The 17,284-nt window shown below is 75.6% G+C and carries 17 protein-coding genes and 1 pseudogene; 5 read left to right on the top strand and 13 right to left on the bottom strand.

Annotated features, from left to right (window positions below):
- Positions 1–97: 97 nt before the first annotated feature.
- Positions 98–979: an NAD(P)H-binding protein gene (locus ACFY00_RS15785; protein ID WP_388031613.1), complete on the bottom strand. Its 882-nt coding sequence runs from the start codon at positions 977–979 to the stop codon at positions 98–100.
- Between the two features lie 135 nt (positions 980–1,114).
- Between ACFY00_RS15785 and ACFY00_RS15780 the strand changes: the two genes are divergently transcribed.
- Positions 1,115–2,008 carry a LysR family transcriptional regulator gene (locus ACFY00_RS15780; RefSeq protein ID WP_388031611.1) on the top strand — a complete coding sequence of 298 codons (894 nt, stop codon included), beginning with the start codon at positions 1,115–1,117 and terminating at the stop codon, positions 2,006–2,008.
- Positions 2,009–2,103: 95 nt separating this feature from the next.
- Here the strand turns inward: ACFY00_RS15780 and ACFY00_RS15775 are convergent, their stop codons facing one another.
- Both ACFY00_RS15775 and ACFY00_RS15770 read right to left on the bottom strand, forming a co-directional pair.
- Positions 2,104–2,496: a hypothetical protein gene (locus tag ACFY00_RS15775; RefSeq protein WP_388031610.1), complete on the bottom strand. Its 393-nt coding sequence runs from the start codon at positions 2,494–2,496 to the stop codon at positions 2,104–2,106.
- A gap of 427 nt (positions 2,497–2,923) precedes the next feature.
- On the bottom strand, positions 2,924–3,802 hold the full coding sequence (locus tag ACFY00_RS15770; RefSeq protein ID WP_388031608.1) for an alpha/beta fold hydrolase: 879 nt from the start codon (positions 3,800–3,802) through the stop codon (positions 2,924–2,926).
- A gap of 135 nt (positions 3,803–3,937) precedes the next feature.
- On the opposite strand from ACFY00_RS15770, the gene ACFY00_RS15765 reads away from it, so the two are divergent.
- Positions 3,938–5,908, top strand: a complete 1,971-nt coding sequence (locus ACFY00_RS15765) for a BTAD domain-containing putative transcriptional regulator (protein WP_388031607.1) — start codon at positions 3,938–3,940, stop codon at positions 5,906–5,908.
- A 17-nt stretch (positions 5,909–5,925) separates the two neighbouring features.
- Here the strand turns inward: ACFY00_RS15765 and ACFY00_RS15760 are convergent, their stop codons facing one another.
- From ACFY00_RS15760 to ACFY00_RS15750, 3 genes are all read right to left on the bottom strand, one after another.
- Entirely contained in the window at positions 5,926–6,738 is an 813-nt protein-coding gene (locus ACFY00_RS15760; protein WP_388031606.1) for a hypothetical protein, read from the bottom strand.
- 245 nt (positions 6,739–6,983) lie between these two features.
- Positions 6,984–7,427, bottom strand: a complete 444-nt coding sequence (locus ACFY00_RS15755) for a hypothetical protein (RefSeq protein ID WP_388031604.1) — start codon at positions 7,425–7,427, stop codon at positions 6,984–6,986.
- 24 nt (positions 7,428–7,451) lie between these two features.
- A complete protein-coding gene (locus tag ACFY00_RS15750; RefSeq protein WP_388031602.1) occupies positions 7,452–7,976 on the bottom strand; it encodes a CGNR zinc finger domain-containing protein in 525 nt (174 codons plus the stop codon).
- 26 nt (positions 7,977–8,002) lie between these two features.
- Between ACFY00_RS15750 and ACFY00_RS15745 the strand changes: the two genes are divergently transcribed.
- Positions 8,003–9,265, top strand: coding sequence for an MFS transporter (locus tag ACFY00_RS15745; protein WP_388031600.1), 1,263 nt, complete (start codon positions 8,003–8,005; stop codon positions 9,263–9,265).
- A gap of 187 nt (positions 9,266–9,452) precedes the next feature.
- Positions 9,453–10,217, top strand: a complete 765-nt coding sequence (locus ACFY00_RS15740) for an NAD(P)-binding domain-containing protein (RefSeq protein ID WP_388031599.1) — start codon at positions 9,453–9,455, stop codon at positions 10,215–10,217.
- Here ACFY00_RS15740 and ACFY00_RS15735 read toward each other — a convergent pair.
- The 7 genes and pseudogenes from ACFY00_RS15735 to ACFY00_RS15705 all read right to left on the bottom strand — a co-directional run bounded on the left by ACFY00_RS15735 (position 10,210) and on the right by ACFY00_RS15705 (position 14,847).
- Positions 10,210–10,521 (bottom strand): hypothetical protein, encoded by a 312-nt coding sequence (locus ACFY00_RS15735; RefSeq protein WP_388031597.1) that lies wholly within the window; start codon positions 10,519–10,521, stop codon positions 10,210–10,212. The two genes, ACFY00_RS15740 and ACFY00_RS15735, sit on opposite strands and share 8 nt — an antisense overlap.
- A pseudogene (locus ACFY00_RS15730) lies at positions 10,512–11,120 on the bottom strand (Tn3 family transposase); the annotation flags it as partial. The pseudogene ACFY00_RS15730 and the gene ACFY00_RS15735, both read right to left, overlap by 10 nt.
- Positions 11,087–11,461, bottom strand: a complete 375-nt coding sequence (locus ACFY00_RS15725; RefSeq protein WP_388031929.1) for a DUF4158 domain-containing protein — start codon at positions 11,459–11,461, stop codon at positions 11,087–11,089. The pseudogene ACFY00_RS15730 and the gene ACFY00_RS15725, both read right to left, overlap by 34 nt.
- A 312-nt stretch (positions 11,462–11,773) precedes the next feature.
- Positions 11,774–12,802 carry a serine hydrolase domain-containing protein gene (locus ACFY00_RS15720; protein WP_388031594.1) on the bottom strand — a complete coding sequence of 343 codons (1,029 nt, stop codon included), beginning with the start codon at positions 12,800–12,802 and terminating at the stop codon, positions 11,774–11,776.
- A 56-nt stretch (positions 12,803–12,858) separates the two neighbouring features.
- Positions 12,859–13,788, bottom strand: a complete 930-nt coding sequence (locus tag ACFY00_RS15715) for a DUF6895 family protein (RefSeq protein ID WP_388031593.1) — start codon at positions 13,786–13,788, stop codon at positions 12,859–12,861.
- Positions 13,785–14,567 carry a hypothetical protein gene (locus tag ACFY00_RS15710; protein ID WP_388031591.1) on the bottom strand — a complete coding sequence of 261 codons (783 nt, stop codon included), beginning with the start codon at positions 14,565–14,567 and terminating at the stop codon, positions 13,785–13,787. Before ACFY00_RS15710 ends, ACFY00_RS15715 begins: the two co-directional genes overlap by 4 nt.
- A gap of 73 nt (positions 14,568–14,640) precedes the next feature.
- On the bottom strand, positions 14,641–14,847 hold the full coding sequence (locus ACFY00_RS15705) for a hypothetical protein (protein ID WP_388031588.1): 207 nt from the start codon (positions 14,845–14,847) through the stop codon (positions 14,641–14,643).
- 540 nt (positions 14,848–15,387) lie between these two features.
- Here ACFY00_RS15705 and ACFY00_RS15700 point away from each other — a divergent pair.
- Complete coding sequence (locus ACFY00_RS15700; protein WP_388031586.1) at positions 15,388–17,259, top strand: transketolase; 1,872 nt, start codon at positions 15,388–15,390, stop codon at positions 17,257–17,259.
- The last annotated feature ends 25 nt before the right edge of the window (positions 17,260–17,284 follow it).

The following is a 17,284-nucleotide window of genomic DNA, read 5'->3' as shown; positions in this document are numbered from 1 at the left end:
ACTTTGCCTGCCCTTTGCCACCGGCGGGAGGTCCCGGCCCCGCAGCGGCCCGGGCCCTCCGTCACCGCCCCCGGCACCGCCGCCGGGTGACGCCCCGTCAGGCCCGGACGGCGGGGGCCAGGACCTCCCGGCACCACTGCCCGAACCCGGTGGCGCCGGCCGCGCCCGGCTCGCGCGGCTCGGCGTCGTAGATCCCGTCGTTCTGCGCCGCGACCATGTCCGCCATGTCCCGCACCAGCGCCGGACTCGCCCCGTGCGCCAGCAGCCCGGCCCGGAACTCGTCCAGCGGCACCTGCCGGTAGCGGACGGGGCGGCCCAGGGCGGCGGAGACGGCCTCGGCCATGCCGACCGGGGTCAGGTCCTCCGGGGCGGCCAGCGGGACGCGGGCCCGCCCCTCCCAGGAGGCGTCGAGCAGCAGCTCCGCCGCCTTGGCCGCGACGTCCCGGGTGGCCACCGTCGGCAGCGGCCGGTCCGCGGCGTTCGGCAGGGCGAGCACCCCCTGCTCGCCGATCGCGCGGGCCTGGTGCAGCAGGTTCTCCATGAAGAACGGCAGGGCCAGCGCGCGGTGGGCCGCGCCGCTGGCGCCGATCAGCTCGTCCGTCGCCAGCGCGGCCGACAGCAGCCCGGCCCCGCCCCGGTAGCCGTGGCCCAGCGAGGTGACGCCCACCATCCGCACACCCCGACGGGCGGCCTCCCCGCAGGCGGCGCGGGTGAACTCCAGGTAGTACCGCCCGGCGGGTCCGGCGTCGCGGAACCCGGCCGGGGGCACCAGCCAGAACAGCCGGTCGGCGCCCTCCAGCGCCCGCGCGACGGTCGCCGCGTCGCCGTGCGAGCCCGGCACCACCTCGACCCGCTCCCGCACGCGCGCCGCCAGCCGGGCCGGGTCGCGGACCACCACCCGCACCGGCTCCCCGGCGTCCAGCAGGCGGTCCACGAGCTGCCGTCCGATGTCGCCGGTCGGCGTGGTGATGACGATCATGAGGTGCCTCCGTGAGGGTCCGGGCGAGTCCGCGAGCGGGGGAGCAGGGCCCCGCGGGCGCTGTCGTCCCCGAGTCAACCGGCCCCGCGCGGGCCGGTGAAGGACCGGTCCGGTCGGCATTGATACCCTGGCGGTATGGGTGATCTGGAGGTGCGGCAGCTGCGCTACTTCGTCGCGGTCGCGGAGGAACTGCACTTCGGCCGCGCCGCCGCCCGGCTCGACATGGCCCAGCCCCCGCTGTCCCGCGCGATCCGCGCCCTCGAACGGCAGCTCGACACCACGCTCTTCGAACGGACCACCCGGCAGGTCGCCCTCACCCCCGCCGGAGAGGTCCTGCTGCGCGACGCCCGCACCGCCCTGGAGGCCGTCACCGCCGCCGCCCGCCGGGCCCACCAGGCGGGCCGCACCGCCCCCCGCCTGCGGATCGCCCTCAAGGCCGACCTCGACGGCGGCCTGCTGCCCCGGATCCTGGACGCCTACGCCGCCGAGGCCGCCGCCCTGCCCCCCGAACTCGTCCTCGGCGGGTACGGCGAACAGCCGCAGGCCCTGCGCGACGGCCGCGCCGACGTCGCGCTCCTCCAACTCCCGTGCGACGACCGCGGCCTGGACAGCGAACCGCTGCTCACCGAACCCACCCTGGTCGCCCTCGCCGCCACCGACCCGCTGGCCGCCCGCACCGCGCTCCACCCGGACGACCTCTCCGGCCGCGAACTCCCCGACGGCGCCCCGGCCGACGGCCTCCGCCCCGCCCGCCCCGGCGGCCTCCGCCCCACCGCCGCCCGGCGCGCCTCGAACCTGTCGGAGATCCTCAGCCTGGTCGAGACCGGCAGCATCGTCTTCTTCGCCCCCGCCTCCCTCGCCCGCCGCCACCCCCGCCCCGGCATCGCCTACCGCCCCGTCCACGGCCTCCCCGACTCCACCCTCGCCGTCGCCTGGCCCCAGGACGCCCGCTCCCCGGCCGTCGCCGCCTTCGTCCGCGCCGCCTGCGCCACCGCCACCACCACCGCCGCCCTCGCGCCCGCCCCCTGAACCGCCCCGGAGCGCCCGGCGCGCCTCCGCCAGCGCGCCACGGACCGGTCCGACTCCCGTACCCTCCGGCGAAGTTCCCCTACGCCCCCGGGCGGTCAGTGCGCGTCGACCAGCCGGGCCGGGACCGCCAGGACGGACAGCCTGCCCGCGGCGGCGGCGGGACGCAGGTCGTACGGGGCGGTGAAGGGGCCGGTGACGATCAGCAGGGTGCGGTGGGCCCGCACGGCCCGGGCCCAGTCGCGGGCCGCCGCGAGCGGGCCGTCGTACCAGGCGGTGCCGTCGGGACGGGTGACGACCAGCCGGAGGCCGTCGAAGGCGGCCGACCACTCCTCCTGCAGCCGCGGCAGGACCTCGGCGCCGCTCCACCCCTCCGCGGCGGGCACCTCCCGCCCCGGAGCCAGCGGCACCACGAGGACAGGCCGCCGGTCGCCCATCAACTCGGGCCACGGCCCCCACACCCGCCCCGCCCCGACCTCGATCGCCTCCACCCGGCTCCCTCCCGACCGTGATCGTCCCACCCCGACCTGACGGGCGGCGGACAATTCCCGGATTCCTCCGGATCAGAGCCCCAACCGGATCACCCTCACCCTCCCGCCGCCCGCGGCCGGGATCGGTAGGAGCCGGTCCGGCCGTTGGCCCGCCGTCAGGCCGGGCGGCCCTTCGGATCACCCCCACCCTCCTACCGCCTGCGGTTGGGATCGGTGAGGAGCTGGTCCGGCGGTTGGCCCGCCGTCAGGCCGGGCGGCCCACGGAGGCGGCTGACCGCCCGCCCCTGCCTCAGCACCCGCCCACCTCATGGCTCGCCGTCTGGCGTCCGGTGGCTCGATCTGCTTGCTGGCCTGTCGGTCCGCCCGCTCCCTCGGCTGCCCGCTCGTCCGCCGTCCGCCGTCCGCCGCCCGCCGCCCGGCGCGGGGCTCAGCGGAGCAGCAGCTCGCGGATCGCCCCCGCGATCTCGTCGGGCGCCTCCTCGGCCATGAAGTGCCCCGCCCCGGTCAGCCGGTGGTCCAGGTCGGGGGCCCACGCCCGCCACACCCCGGCGGCGTCGTAGCCCAGTCGGGCGCCCCAGTCCTGTTGGATCACCGTCACCGGCATCGCCAGCTGCGACCCGGCGTCCAGGTCCGCCCGGTCGTGCGTGACGTCGATGCCCGCCGAGGCCCGGTAGTCCGCGACGATCGACGGCACCGCCGCCGCGCTCGCCCGCAGGTACGCGGCGCGCACCTCCGGCGGCAGCGCGGCCGGATCGCCCGCCCACGCGTCGAGGAACGAGCCGAAGAACGCGTCCGCGCTGTTGGCGATCATCGTCTCCGGCAGCCCGGGCGGCTGCGCCATCAGGAAGAGGTGGTAGCCGACCGCCGCCGGGACGCCGTGTAGCACGTCCCACATGTCCAGCGTCGGTACGACGTCGAGGATGCCCAGGTGGGTGATGGTCTCGGGGTGGTCCAGACCGGCCCGGAAGGCGACCAGCGCACCCCGGTCGTGGCCGACCAGGGCGAAGCGCTCGTGGCCGAGCGCCGCCGCCAGGGCGACCACGTCCGCGGCCATCGCGCGCTTGGAGTACACCTCGGGGCCGGTGGCCACCGGCTTGTCGCTGGCGCCGTAGCCGCGCAGGTCGGGGCAGATCACCGTGTGCCGGTCGGCGAGCCGCCCGGCGACGTGCCGCCACATCAGGTGGGTCTGCGGGAAGCCGTGCAGCAGCACGACCGGACTGCCGCTGCCGCCGACGGCGGCGGTCAGCTCCACCCCGTCCGCGCCGGGCAGGCGCAGGAGGTCGAAACCGGGAACGGAGAGCGTCATGACAGAGCCCCTTCCAGGGGTCGGTGGACCGGCCGGAGCACGGCCCGAGGACTGGTGCGACCAGCCTGGACGACACCGATCAGCAGCCGATCAGCACGCTTCGACGCCCGCCCCCCGGACCCGGAAGATGGGGGCATGCGAATCGACGTGCTCGGCGCCGTGCGGGCCCTCCACGACGACGGCACCCCCGTCGACCTGGGCGGCCCCCGCCACCGCGAGGTGCTCGCCCGGCTCGTCGCCGCCGAGGGACGGATGGTCGCCACCGACACCCTCGTGGACGACCTGTGGCCCGACCCGCCGGCGCGCGCCGTCGGCGCGCTGCGCACCTTCGTCGCCGCGCTGCGCCGCGCCCTCGAACCCGAACGGCCGCCCCGCACCCCGCCGCGCCTCCTGGTCACCGAAGGCCCCGGCTACGCCCTGCGCCTGCCGCGCGAGGCCGTCGACGTCCACCGCTTCGAGGACGCCCTGACCCGCGCCCGGCGCGTCCCCGAGGGCTCCGCCGCCCCCACCGCCCCGGCCGACCTCGACGCGGCCCTCGCCGCCTGGCGCGGCCCGGCCTACGCCGACGTGACCGCCTCCGCCTGGGCCCGGCGCGAGCGGACCAGGCTGGAGGAACTGCGGCTGGAGGCGACGGAACTGCGCGCCCGCCTCCTGCTCGACGCGGGCGCGGGCGCCGAACTCGTCGCCGAACTCGGCGCCCACGTCGCCGAACACCCCTGGCGCGAACCCGCCTGGGGACTGCTGGCCCGCGCCCTGCACGGAGCGGGCCGCCAGGCGGACGCGCTGGCCACCCTCCGCCGTGCCCGCACCATGCTCGCGGACCAGCTCGGCCTCGACCCGGGCGCCGGCCTCCGCCGCCTGGAGACCGACATCCTCCGCGGCACCCCACCTTCCCCGTCCCCGTCCGCGCCCCCGCGCCCCACCTGGCCCACCGGCGTACGGCTCGGCCCGCGCACCACCGTCGAACTGGCCCGCACCCTGGCCCTGGCGGGCGGCGACGCCCTGGCGCACTCGCGGCGCGACCGCCTCGCCGCCGTCCGGGCCGCGGAGCGCACCGGGGACGTCGCCCTGACCGCCCGCGTCATCGGCGCCTACGACGTGCCCGCGCTCTGGAGCCGGGCCGACGACCCCGAGCAGTCCCGGGCCGTCGTCGAAGCGGCCGAGCGCACCCTCGACGCGCTCGGCCCCGCGGGGCCCGCCGAGCTGCGCGCCCGCCTGCTGGCCACCGTCGCGGTCGAGAGCCGCAGCGCCGACCTGACCGGCACCGACGCCGAGGCGCGCGCCGCCCGGGCCGCCCGCGAGGCGGAGGCCCTGGCCCGGGGCCTGGGCGACCCCGCCCTGCTGGCCTTCGCCCTGAACGGCGTCTTCCTCCAGTCCTTCTCCCGGTCCGGACTCGCGCCCGCCCGGGACGCCACCGGCGCCGAGCTCCTCGACCTGGCCACCCGACACGACCTGCCGAACTTCGCCGTACTGGGACGGCTCGTCCGCCTGCAGTCCGCCTCCGCCCGCGGCGACCTCGACGCCGCGGCCGCGCACGCCGAGGCCGCCGAGCAGCTCGCCGCCACCACCGAGGCCTCCCTCGTCCCCGTCCTCACCGCCTGGTTCCGGGCCCGGGCCACGGCCGCCCGCAGCACCGAACCCGGCGGGCCGAGCGCCGCCACCGCCGCGGCGCACTACCGCGCCGCCGAGGACGCCCTCGCCGCGGCGGCCGCCATGCCGGGGCTGCACCGCGGCCTGTTCGCCCTCGCGCTGCTGGGTCTGCGCCTGCTGCACGGCCGCCCCGCGCCCACCGACCCCGCCCTCGACTGGGGCCCCTACCGCCCCTGGACGCAGCCCCTGGTCCTGCTCGCCCACCACCGGCCGGAAGAGGCCCGCGCCGCCCTCGCCACCGCCCCCGAACCGCCCCACGACCACCTGCAGGAGGCACTGTGGTGCCTCACCGCCCACGCCGCCGCCCGCCTCGGCGAACCCCGCACCGCGGCCCGCGCCGCGACCGCCCTGCGCCCCGCCCGGGCCGAGCACGCGGGCGCGGCGAGCGGGCTGCTGACGCTCGGACCGGTGGCCCGCTACCTGGCGGAGGCGGAGGCCTGCGCCCAGCGCGGCTGACCACCGGAGCGGCCCGTTCAGGCCCCGGCGGCGTCCCAGTAGCCGGGGTCGGCGGGCCGGCGCCCGCGCAGCTCCTCCCGGACGGTCGTGGCCAGGCGCAGAGTGTCCTTGCGGTTGACCCGCGCCCCGATCACCGCACCGGCCAGCAGCGGAGCCAGGGTCGGGAGCTTGCGCAGCCCCGAGCGCATCAGGCGCCTGCTCACCTGCCGCCGCAGCGCCGCGCTCCGGTTCAGCGCCAGCAGCGTCCCCGGGCGGGTCAGGTCCAGGGCGCGTCCCTCGCTCCACACCGCCAGGTACGCGTACGAGCGCTGCCGCGCGGAGCCCTCCGGCACCTGGCCGTAGACCGCGTACAGCTCGGCGATCAGTTTCAGCTCGATCGCCGCGGAGGCGAGCAGCTCGGACGCCAGCTCGACCGGCATCGCCAGCGGTACGGGCATCATCGCCACCGCCCCGGCGCTCGCGCCGACCGCGGTCGAGGCCCGCACCGACCCGGCGATGAGCAGGTCCGCCAGCTCCTCCGGCGTCCGCGCCCCGGGGTGCTGCGCCCGGAGCGTCGCCAGGCTCCGCACCGGGATCCGCGGGGCCGCGTCCAGCAGCCGCTCCGTCAGCAGCCGCAGCCCGGTGCGGGGGCCCGCCCCGAACCGGTGGCCGCCGCGGGCCAGGCCGTTGCCCAGCCGCCGCGCCAGCGCGCGCACCCGGCGCGCCGTGCCGCCCCGCGACGCGTCGTCCGGCTCCTCCACCTCGGCGGCGATCCGGGCCAGCTCCGCCGCGATCTCGTCCGGGTCCTCGGGAAGGCCCTCCGGCCGTTTCGGCTCACCGATCGGTGCCATGTGCTCGCCTCCACTCCGTACGGACTCCCCACCAGCCCGTCTGCCCGGACAGCGGCCCGGCCACTCCCGGCCCGCCCCACCCGCATCGATGCCTCCCCTCGGGGGCTGCCCGGGCCGACTGCCCCACCGCGCTCTGGCCCACCGACCGACGCAGTGTGCCCGCCCCTGACCAGGGGGCCGGGCCGGTCGGTCCGGTGCGGGCCCGTCGCCCGCGGCCCCGGACTTCGAGGCCCTGGAGTCCTGGCTCAGACACCGGCCGCACACCAGCCCGGGGACCACGCGCGCGCCGCAGCAGCAGCCTGTTCGTCGTGTTCCCGCACCATCCGCATGACGGTGGCGGGCGAGGGGTGACGGCCCTTCTTCGTGTCGGTGGTGATGACGAGCCGCTTGGCGATGTCGCGCAGGCCCATCTCCTGGTCGCGCAGACGGAGGGCCATGGACAGCATGGACTCGTCGGTGACGCCTGCGCCGCCGATGGTCCTGCCGCGCTTGCGGGTGGACTCGTGGCCTTCGAGGGCGCGGTCGCGGATGTACGCGCGCTCCATCCCGGACATGGCGTGGAGGACGAGGGTCACCGCGACGCCGGAGGACCGGATCTCCCCGGCGAGCTTGACGGCGGCCTCCAGCTCGGGGCAGCTCGGTCCACACAGGTGGACCGCCGGACGGGCGGCTGTTTCACGAGCGACCACCTGTGAAACGGCCTCGGCGAATGGTCAGGTGACCGCGGCTCGTGCCCGGTGCCTGCGTACGGCGTCGCGATTGGCGCAGCGATGTGAGCAGTAGCGCTGTCGTCCGGTCCGCGAGGTGTCGGCGAAGGCCCTGCCGCACTCGGTCACCTCGCAGCGCCGCAGCCGGTGCATGCCCCGGCTCGCCAGATGCATTGCGGTACCGACCGCGAACAGTGTGAACAGCACGGAGCCGAGCGGCTGCTCCGCGTCCCGGTAGTGCAGATGCCAGCCGGTGCCGGGGTGGGAGGTCAGTCGCGGGTAGGCGGCCGCCTCGGCCAGCATCCGGTTCAGCAGATCAGCGCGCTCCTGCTCTCCGGCCGCGTCGACGATCCGCTCCCAGGCGTTCAGTGCGGCCTGGCAGCGGCTGAGATCGTCCGCTGTCACCCGGCGTTCCAGCACGAGCCCGGCGGCGCGGCAGCGGTCTGCCAGCTCAACTGCGCTCTCAGGCCGGCGGTTGGCCAGGTCTGAGGCCAGGTTCACCGCGTCCTCGCCGTAAGGGTTGAGTTGCATAAGACCATTACACCAATGTTGTCGGCATGACACAACAAGCCGCCGGACTCGCCGGATCCCAGGCCCGCGACCCATGGCGCCATCGCTGGATCGTGCTGGGCATCGCCACCTTCACCCAGGCCGCATCCGGCTTCTTCGTGGGCGGCCTCGGAGCGCTCGGCGTCCTTTTGCAGAGCGCCCTGAACCTGAGCACGGCGCAGCTGGGCCTGCTCGTCTCGGCAGCCCAACTGATGCCACTGGCAGGCCTGTTGGTGGCCGGCGAGCTCCTTGACCGCTACAGCGAGCGCTGGGTGGTCGGGATCGGGGCCGGCGTGGTCGCACTAGCCCTGGGCGCGGGGAGCCTGGCTCCGGGGTACGCGGCCCTGTTGGTCGCGCTCCTGGTGGTCGGTACGGGATACAGCACCGTCCAGCCGGGCGGGAGCAAGTCGGTGGCCTCCTGGTTCGACGCGTCACAGCGCGGCTTCGCGATGGGCATCCGACAGGCCGGGCTGCCGCTGGGAGCGGCGCTCGCCTCAGCCGTACTGCCCGTCGTCGCCGAGGAGTTCGGCTGGCGGGCGACGCTGCTGACCGGCGGCTTCGTCGCGCTGCTGGGAGCCGGCCTCTTCATGGGCTGCTACCGCCGGCCGCCCGCCGCGTCCGCCCCGCAGGACAAGAAGCCGTCGGACCCGCTCGCGGTGCAACTCCGCGCCCGGCTGCGCATGCTCCGTGAACCGTCCACGGTGAAGATCATGTTGTCGGGGACCAGCCTGATCTCGGTGCAGTACGGCGTGGGTATCCTGACGGTGCTCCACCTCCATCAGGCGTCATCGGTCAGCGCCGGACAGGCCGCTCTGGTCCTGGTGGCCTCCCAGGGCGCGGGCGTTGCGGGCCGGATATGCCTGGCGGCTTGGAGCGACCGGAGCGGTTCGGGGCGCTATGCCATCGTGCTGGTCTGCATGGTCGCTGTGATCGCCGGACTGGTCGTGCTGATGACACCGGCCGGGCGGGCGCCGGTCGTCGCTTCCGGCGTCTTCGTCTGGCTCGGCTTCTTCGGATTCGGCTGGTACGGCCCGTGGGTCGCCCACGTCACCGAAGCGGCTCCACCGGGCAAGACCGGCTTTGCCCTGGGTCTGGCCATGTCCGTCAACCAGATCGCCATCGTCACGGTGCCGCCCGTGCTGGGCCTGCTGGTCGACCTCACCGGCAGCTTCACCCCGGCCTGGGCACTGCTTTCCCTGCTGACCATCGTCGCCCTGGCGGTCACGGCCAAGGGGGAACTCGGCACTCGCCAAGAACCCCTGACGAAATGACCTTCGCGCTTGTCGGGTCACCCCGGGACCAAATGATCCGGGGCGCCGCGCAGTGGCACGGGCAAGGCCGTGGAAGCAGCCCTGCACATCCGTCGCCGGGACATCAGGCAGGCTCTGTCACATCCACGATCGGCGGCCCGCGTATCGGAGCGAGGGCCGTCGCTTGGCAAGACGACGGGAAGACACAGTGCAACGCATCGGGATCATCGGCGTAGGCGAGATCGGCCGGGCCCTCGTGGACGGCCTGTGCGACGGCGTCGAGGAGCCACCGGAGCTCCATCTCTCGCCACGGGGCGCCCGTGCAGCCGCCGAGCTGTCGCAGCGGTATCCAACCGTGCATGTGTGCGCCGACAACCAGGACGTGCTGAACCGCTCGGAGTTGGTGATCCTCGCCGTCCGCCCCCAGGACCGTGTCGATGCCCTCGCCGGGCTCCGGGTCGGCGAGGGCCGGGTCGTGGTCAGCGTCATGACCGGTGTCGCCATCAGCGAGGTGCGCCACATGCTGGGCACCGATGCCTCCGTGGTGCGCGCCATCCCGTTGCCCTCCGCGCGCGAGCGCCGGTCCGTCACCGTGACCTGCCCCTCCCACCCGGCCGTGGACGACCTCTTCGACGGCCTCGGTGGGACGCTCCCCGTCGCGGACGAGGCGACCCTCAACGTCTTCCAAATGCTGACGGGCACGCTGACCACCCATTACCGGTACCTGGCCACGCTCGCCGATTGGGCCGCCCGGCAGGGCATTCCCCCCGAGGAGGCGGACCGCTACCTCCGTGGCCTCTTTCAGGGCGTCGGGCGCGCGCTGGGCGACGACACACGCTCGTTGCAGCAGCTCGCGGGCGACCACGAGACACCGAAGGGACTCAACGAGCGCCTTCGCAGCACGTGGTTCGACCCGGCCAATGCCGAGGCCCTGACCAAGGCGCTCGACGCGCTCCTTGCAGACCTCAGGTAGTCGCGTCGGCACAGCCCCGGCACCCCCTCGCCATACCCGCTCGACCAGTCAGAAGAGTGGGCACGGGCGCCTCCTGCAGCTCCGTGCTCGAGCGGTCGCCGAAGTCTGCTGGGGTGCGGGGGCGGGGGCGGGGCACCGTGAGCCCCAGGTCGAGGTGCTTGTCCGTGTTCAGGCGGAAGGCGCCGTACGGATTGACGTTCGACCAGAACAGCGCGGTCGGCCCGCGCCGGTCCTCGTCGCTCAGCTTCTTCTCCCAGGCCGGTTCGGCCAGGACGTGCTGCACCGGCAGGGTGTTCACGTGCACAGCGCGGACTGAAGCAGGTGCAGGGCGAGCATCGAAGTCTCGGAACGTTCCTTGTCCGGCCCGGTCAGGGCGCCGTCCCTGCCGTAGCGGAGCACGGTGTTCGCCGAGTTCCAGTCCTCCACGACCTGGAGGCCGCCGTGAATCCCGCGGCGCAGGCCGGGGCTGGCGAGGTAGTCGCAGGCGGAGACGGTGCGTACGGCGCGGCCGAGCTCTTCGGGCGCGGCGTAGGTGGGGTGCTCGGGGCCGCCACGAGTGAAGCGCCGCAGCACCTGCTCCGCCTCCGCCGCACCGAGCCGGAGCGCGGTGGCGTACTTGACCATCTGGTCGTACTGCTGCTCGATCAGCTCCCAGCGGATCGGCCGCGTCAGCGGGGCGCCGAGCGTCGGCCGGCCGGGCGGGGCGTCGTCCGGGCGGTGGAGGCGGATGCTCCCGATGTTCCTCAGCCGTGGCAGCAGGCGGAAGTTCAGCAGCTCGGTGAACGCGAACCCGACCACCGAGGCGCCGTGCGTGTCGACGTGGTTCGCCTCGATCCCGGCATCCGTGCAATGCCGCAGCAGTCCCCCGATCATCGCCGCGACCTCGGACGACGAACAGCTCTTGAGCTGGGAGTATCGGCCGGCGCCTTTTCGTCGGCGACCGTCGACGGCCGAAACCCCAGGGCCTCACGGATCTGCTTGCGGTGGTATTCGGCGGTACGGCCGACCAGCGTGTACTTCGCGAAGTCGGTGGCCGGGACCTTCACCAGACCGGCGACGTACTCGACCGCGGCCGGCGGGACCTCTTCCGGCAAATCGGGGAACCGGCCCTCCGGCTCGAAGAACTCCAGCGACATGCTGAAGCCGAGCCGGGTCGCCCCGCTCCTGTTCGCCACCAGGTCCCAGTCGCCGTCTACCAGCGTCCAGTTCGCCAACAGCTCCTCTGGCGACCACTCCTGCCGCACGCCCACCCCTTTGGCCTCGATCACTCGATCAGACCAACGACGGCGCCCGGAACCGGAAAACAGGGGCGGGTCTGGCTACCCGCGACCTACTTTGCGGCCGGTGTCAGAGCTAGGACACCGGGGCCTTCGACATTGGGCGCGCCCCGGCCGGCCTCACCGGCTGATGCCGTGCCCCTGCCTCCCGCTCCCGCCCAGTCCACTCCGGGCCTCCGCCCGGCCCCATCGGCCGATGCCAGGCGGCTGCCTCCCACCTCACCCCCGCCCGGGCCCGTCCGCCCGGTTCCGGGGCGCAGGCTCCTGCGCGGGGGCCGCTCACGCCTGCCGTCCCGCCGCCCGCAGCACCTCGTACCCCGCCTGGACGAACCGTCCGTTCAGCACCGGCCCGGCGTTGGCCAGCGCCGCCACCGCGACCGACCCCTGCGGCGAGAATCCGACGAAGGCCGTGAAACCCCGGGTGCCGCCGGAGTGGAAGTACAGCTCCCGGCGGCCCGAGCGGCGGCGGTTCCACACCAGGCACAGCTCGTCGCCGGAGCCCGGCAGCCGTAGCCGCGGCCGCCGGACCTCCCGCAGGGCGGCCGCCAGCGCGGTGGGGCGGGCGTCGAGGTGGGCCCGCAGATAGCGCAGCAGGTCGGCGCCACCGGCCCGCACCGCGCCCGCTCCCGGCAGGCCGGGGATCCGCCAGGGCGGCAGCGCGCGCCCGCGCCGGTGCCCGACCGCCTGCCCGGCCGCGTCCGGGGCGCACGTCGTGGCGCCCAGCCCCAGCGGCGACAGCACCCGCTGCGCGAGCAGCCCGCCGTACGGCAGCCCGGCGCGCTCCGCCAGCGCCCGGCCCAGCAGGCCGACCCCGTAGTTGGAGTACCGGTACCGACTGCCGGGGGCGGCCCGCACGGTGGTCCGGGCGAGGGCCGCCCGCAACTCCTCCTCGCCGAAGGCCTCGTACGGGTTGCCGCCCCAACTCGGCAGGGCCGAGACGAGCAGGCCCGGCGGCAGCCGGGGCAGGCCCGAGGTGTGGGTGGCCAGGTGCAGCAGCCGGACCGGACCGCCGGAGCGGACGGTCGGTGCGGGCCAGTCGGCGGGCAGCAGGTGCTCCACCGGGTCGTGCAGGCCCACTTCGCCGTCCGTCGCCATCGCGGCCAGCAGCAGCGCGGTGAACGTCTTGCTGACGGAGCCGAGTTCGAAGACGGTGTCCGGCGTGCACGCGGCGGCTCGTCCCCGGCCCGTCCGCCCGAAGCACCGCACCTCCTCCCGCTCGCCGACCGCCACGGCCACCACCACCGCGGTCGCGGACGAGGCAACGCCCGCCCGCACCGCCGCCGCGACCGCCGCCTCCACCCCGCTCACGCGCTCTCCACCCCGTTCACGCGCCCGCCATCCCGTTCACGCGTCCGCCATCCCGTTCACGCGTCCGCCGTCGCCCGCAGCGCGCGGGCGAGCGTGACGTCACCGGCCACCACCGCGACCACGGCGGTGTGCTGGTGGTCCAGGAACACCCGCTCGCGGTCCCCGTCAACCGGGTCGCCGTCGCGCGGCAGCAGCCCGTCCTCGTGTTGGACGGCGGCCAGCGCGTCCCAGCCCTGCCGCCCGGTGGTGGGCTCGCCGAAGCAGGCGTCGACCACCAGCAGCTCCGCGGCCAGGTCCCACTGCCCGACCTCCGCCCAGACGTCCAGCCAGACGGGCAGCCAGTCCCGGACGTAGTCGCGCATCGGCTCGGGCAGGCCCTCCGGGCGGGCGCCCCAGTCGGTCAGGTGGAAGACGGTGTGGGTGATGTCGTAGCCGGTCATCCAGTTCACGGCCCAGGGCTCCGGGCGGGCGCCGAGCCAGGTGCCGCGGGCCAGCGCCTCCCAGTCGGGCCGCTCGTCGAGCCCGATGACCCGCCGGGCGTTGGCGACGCCCAGGCGCCGGTTGGGCCGGATCTCCTCGGCGTGCGCGGCCCGTAACCGGCTGAGCGAGTCGAGCAGCTCCTCCAGCGCCGGGTGCCGGTACCCGGCCCGGGCGAAGTGGCCGTAGGTCTCCAGCGGGTCCGTCATGGTGAAGTGGTGCAGCTGGCGCTCGTACAGCAGGTCGCCCTCGCGCAGCTGCGCCCAGCAGCCGTCCAGGAGTTCGCGCGCGGCCCGGGTGTCGGCGGGGCCGCTGACGCCGTCGCGCAGGACCAGCGAGGTGGCGAGCGCGACCTCGCCGAGCGGCTTGTAGGCGTTGTCGGCGTCGGCGAAGTCGATCAGGGTGTTGTCCGGGATCCGCCCGAGGCCGTCCCGGTGCGCGGCGTGCAGCCAGGACAGCGCGCGGGAGCCGAGCCGCTGCGCGGTGGCGAGGACGTCGGTGTCGATCATGCGGTCCACCTCCCGTCAGCAGGACCCCCGGAACCCTCAGAACCCCCCGACCCCCCAGAACCTCCCGACCCCCCGGAGCCCTCGGACAGGCGGCGGGCGACCGCGAGGCCCAGCCCGCTGCGCGCACTGCCGTCCCCGGCCAGCCTGATCCGGTCCAGTACGGGCCGGACCTCCAGCCGCGGCGGCAGCCCCTCGGCCTCGGCCCAGGCGAGCCAGCGGACGAGCCGGGCGGCGGTGGTGAGGTCGTGGCGCAGCAGCGAGCGGACGGTGCCGCGGGCGAGCCCCAGGACGTGCCCGCGGGCGTCCTCGTGCACCGGCCCGTCGAGCCCGGGCAGCGCCAACCCGGACAGCTGGGCCATCCGCACCGACCAGGCCCGCCAGCCCACTTCCTCCGGCCCGGGCAGGGCCGCGGGCCGCGGCACGGGGCTCCCGTACGGGGTGCGGGCGAGCAGGTGCCCGGCGGCCCAGTCCTGCCACCCGAGCACCCGGGCGGCCTCCTCGGACGGGGCGAGCGGAGCCGGGAGGACCCGCCGGGCCTCGGCCAGCAGCGCGGCGGTGGGCCCGTCCGGCTCGGCCCCGGCCAGTAGTCGGGGGGCGAAGAGATCGGGTCCGAGCACCCGGGCCGCCGCCAGCAGCGGTCGGGGCGCGGTCGCCGCCGACATCTCCGTGAGGGCGGCGGCGGTGGGGGAGCCGTCCCGGAGGGCGTCGAGCGTCAGGCGTGCCACCCGTTCGACGGCGGCGGCGTACTCGTCGCGCAGCGGTGTCTCGGCGAACGGCATCTGCGGAGTCCCTCCTGGTGCGGTACCGGGTCGGCCCGCGCGGCGGACCGGCCCGGCGGTCAAACCGCCCCGACTACCGGGTCGGCTTCTCCTTCGGGGGCTTCGGCGACAGCAGCAGCCCCAGCACCAGGAGTCCACCACCCACCGCCTCGGGGGAGTACGTGGGCGCGTCGGACACGACGGCCTCGTCCTCCAGCATCAGGCTCGCCAAGGCGGTGGCCTCGGTGGACGTCGCGGTGCGTGACGTCGGAGCCGTTTCGGTCCGGAACTGAGTAAGCATCAGATGTGCCTCCTCGCCTGGATTTCATCACCCGATCGGGTGACGCCCCCTCATTCGACAGTACGGGTACGAACCAATCCCTGCATCCCCAGCCCGGACCCCGCGGTCGCCCTGCCCGCACCGGCGGACCCGTCACTCCGGCCCGCGCCGGACGGCGGGTTCAGTAGGGCATCGGACGGCCGGAAGGGGTACGCAGGTCGAGCGGGGGACGCGGACGCGGCGGCGCGGGGCGCCGAACCACGGTGGTCGCTGCCATCTCCATCACCTCCTCGACTTCCTCCCGCCTCTACCCGTCCCACCTCGTCCGACACCCTGACCCATCCCGTCCCATCCCGTCCCGTCCGACACCCCGACCCCGCCCACCCCGTCCGACAACCCCGCCCCACCTCACCCCTCAGCCCCCCCGGCGGCCGGTCCGTGCGTCGGCCCGGCCGCAGCGGGTAGGCGCGCCGCGGCCCCGAGGCCCCTACCGGTGCGCCCCGCGGCCCCGCGCACCCCACGACCAGACGCGACCAGACACGACCAGGAAGGCCGTCCGACATGACCACCCCGCCCCTGCTCGGCCCCGACACCGAACCCGCCCGGCTCTTCGACCTCGCCCAGCAACTGCGCGTCGACGCCGTCCGCGCCAGCACCTCGGCCGGGTCCGGGCACCCCACCTCCAGCCTGTCCGCCGCCGACCTGATGGCCGTGCTGATGGCCCGCCACCTGCGCTACGACTGGGAGGCGCCCGACAACCCGGACGCCGACCACCTGGTGTTCTCCAAGGGCCACGCCTCCCCGCTGCTGTACGCGATGTTCAAGGCCGCGGGCGCGATCGACGACGAGGAGCTGATGACCACCTACCGGCGCTTCGGCCAGCGCCTCCAGGGCCACCCCACCCCGGAACTGCCCTGGGTCGACCTGGCCACCGGCTCGCTCGGCCAGGGCGTCGCCTACGCCGTGGGCATCGCGCTGGCCGGCCGCGACCTGGAGCGCCGCGACTTCCGGGTCTGGGTGCTGTGCGGGGACAGCGAGACGGCCGAGGGCTCCGTCTGGGAGGCCCTGGACGCGGCGGGCCGCCACCGGCTCGCCAACTTCACCGCGATCATCGACGTCAACCGGCTCGGCCAGAGCGGCCCCACCGAGCTCCAGTGGGACACCGACGCCTACGCCCGCCGGATCGAGGCCTTCGGCTGCCGCGCCCTGGTCGTCGACGGCCACGACCTGGACGCCGTCGACCGGGCCCTGACCACGGCCGCCGACGGCACCGCGCCGACCGTGGTCGTCGCCCGCACCGTCAAGGGGCAGGGCGTCGCCGAGGTCGCCGACCAGGAGGGCTGGCACGGCAAGCCGCTGCCCGAGGACCTCGCCGAACGCGCCGTCGCCGAACTGGGCGGGCAGCGCGACCTGCGGGTGCGCGGCCCGCAGCCCCCGCACGGCAGCCCCGCCCTCAAGGTGCACGCCCCCGAGGTCGAACTGCCGCGCTTCGAGACCGGCGAGAAGGTCGCCACCCGGGTCGCCTACGGCAGGACGCTCGCCGCCCTCGGCGCCCGCCCCGACGTGGTCGCCCTGGACGCCGAGGTCGGCAACTCCACCCACGCCGAGGACTTCGCGAAGGCCCACCCCACCCGGTACTTCCAGAGCTACATCGCCGAACAGCAGATGGTCGCCACCGCCGTCGGCATGGCCGTACGGGGCTTCCGGCCCTACGCGACCACCTTCGCCGCCTTCCTCACCCGCGCCCACGACTTCATCCGGATGGCCGCCGTCTCCCAGATCACCATGACGCTGTGCGGCACCCACACCGGCGTGGAGATCGGCGCCGACGGCCCCTCCCAGATGGGCCTGGAGGACCTCGCCATGATGCGCGCCGTCCGCGGCTCCACCGTCCTCTACCCGGGCGACGCCACCGCCACCGCCGCCCTGACCGCCGCCGTCGCCGACCTGCCCGGCATCTCCTACCTGCGCACCACCCGCGGCGCCTACCCGGTGCTGTACGGCCCCGAGGAGGAGTTCCCGATCGGCGGCTCCAAGACCCTGCGCCACGGCCCGGACGACCGGATCACCCTGGTCGGCGCCGGGGTGACCCTGCACGAGTGCCTGGCCGCCGCCGACCGGCTGGCCGAGGAGGGCGTCCCCGTCCGCGTGCTCGACCTCTACTCCGTCAAGCCCGTCGACACCGACGCCCTGCTGCGCGCCGCCCGCGAGACCGGGGCCCTGGTGGTGGCCGAGGACCACCACCCCGAGGGCGGCCTCGGCGAAGCCGTCCTGTCCGCCCTCGCCGCCGCCGACGCCCACCCCGCGGTCACCCACCTCGCCGCCACCGGCCTGCCCGGCTCCGGCACCACCGAGGAGCTCCTGCACGCCGCCGGCATCTCCCGCGACGCGATCGCCGCCGCGGCCCGCGCCCTCGCCGACCGCCGGCACTGACCCCGTCCGGCCGGACGCCCGGGCG

Origin of the sequence: Kitasatospora sp. NPDC001540, assembly GCF_042894345.1 — a bacterium.
Classification (GTDB): domain Bacteria; phylum Actinomycetota; class Actinomycetes; order Streptomycetales; family Streptomycetaceae; genus Kitasatospora; species Kitasatospora phosalacinea_C.
The sequence above is the reverse complement of the archived record's forward strand: the minus strand, read 5'-3'. Positions and strand labels throughout refer to the sequence as shown.

Coding starts and splice junctions, on each gene's coding strand:
- ACFY00_RS15785 (WP_388031613.1), bottom strand. CDS start 979: ATGATCGTCATCACCACGCCGACCGGCGACATCGGACGGCAGCTCGTG.
- ACFY00_RS15780 (WP_388031611.1), top strand. CDS start 1,115: ATGGGTGATCTGGAGGTGCGGCAGCTGCGCTACTTCGTCGCGGTCGCG.
- ACFY00_RS15770 (WP_388031608.1), bottom strand. CDS start 3,802: ATGACGCTCTCCGTTCCCGGTTTCGACCTCCTGCGCCTGCCCGGCGCG.
- ACFY00_RS15765 (WP_388031607.1), top strand. CDS start 3,938: ATGCGAATCGACGTGCTCGGCGCCGTGCGGGCCCTCCACGACGACGGC.
- ACFY00_RS15760 (WP_388031606.1), bottom strand. CDS start 6,738: ATGGCACCGATCGGTGAGCCGAAACGGCCGGAGGGCCTTCCCGAGGAC.
- ACFY00_RS15750 (WP_388031602.1), bottom strand. CDS start 7,976: ATGCAACTCAACCCTTACGGCGAGGACGCGGTGAACCTGGCCTCAGAC.
- ACFY00_RS15745 (WP_388031600.1), top strand. CDS start 8,003: ATGACACAACAAGCCGCCGGACTCGCCGGATCCCAGGCCCGCGACCCA.
- ACFY00_RS15715 (WP_388031593.1), bottom strand. CDS start 13,788: ATGATCGACACCGACGTCCTCGCCACCGCGCAGCGGCTCGGCTCCCGC.
- ACFY00_RS15710 (WP_388031591.1), bottom strand. CDS start 14,567: ATGCCGTTCGCCGAGACACCGCTGCGCGACGAGTACGCCGCCGCCGTC.
- ACFY00_RS15705 (WP_388031588.1), bottom strand. CDS start 14,847: ATGCTTACTCAGTTCCGGACCGAAACGGCTCCGACGTCACGCACCGCG.
- ACFY00_RS15700 (WP_388031586.1), top strand. CDS start 15,388: ATGACCACCCCGCCCCTGCTCGGCCCCGACACCGAACCCGCCCGGCTC.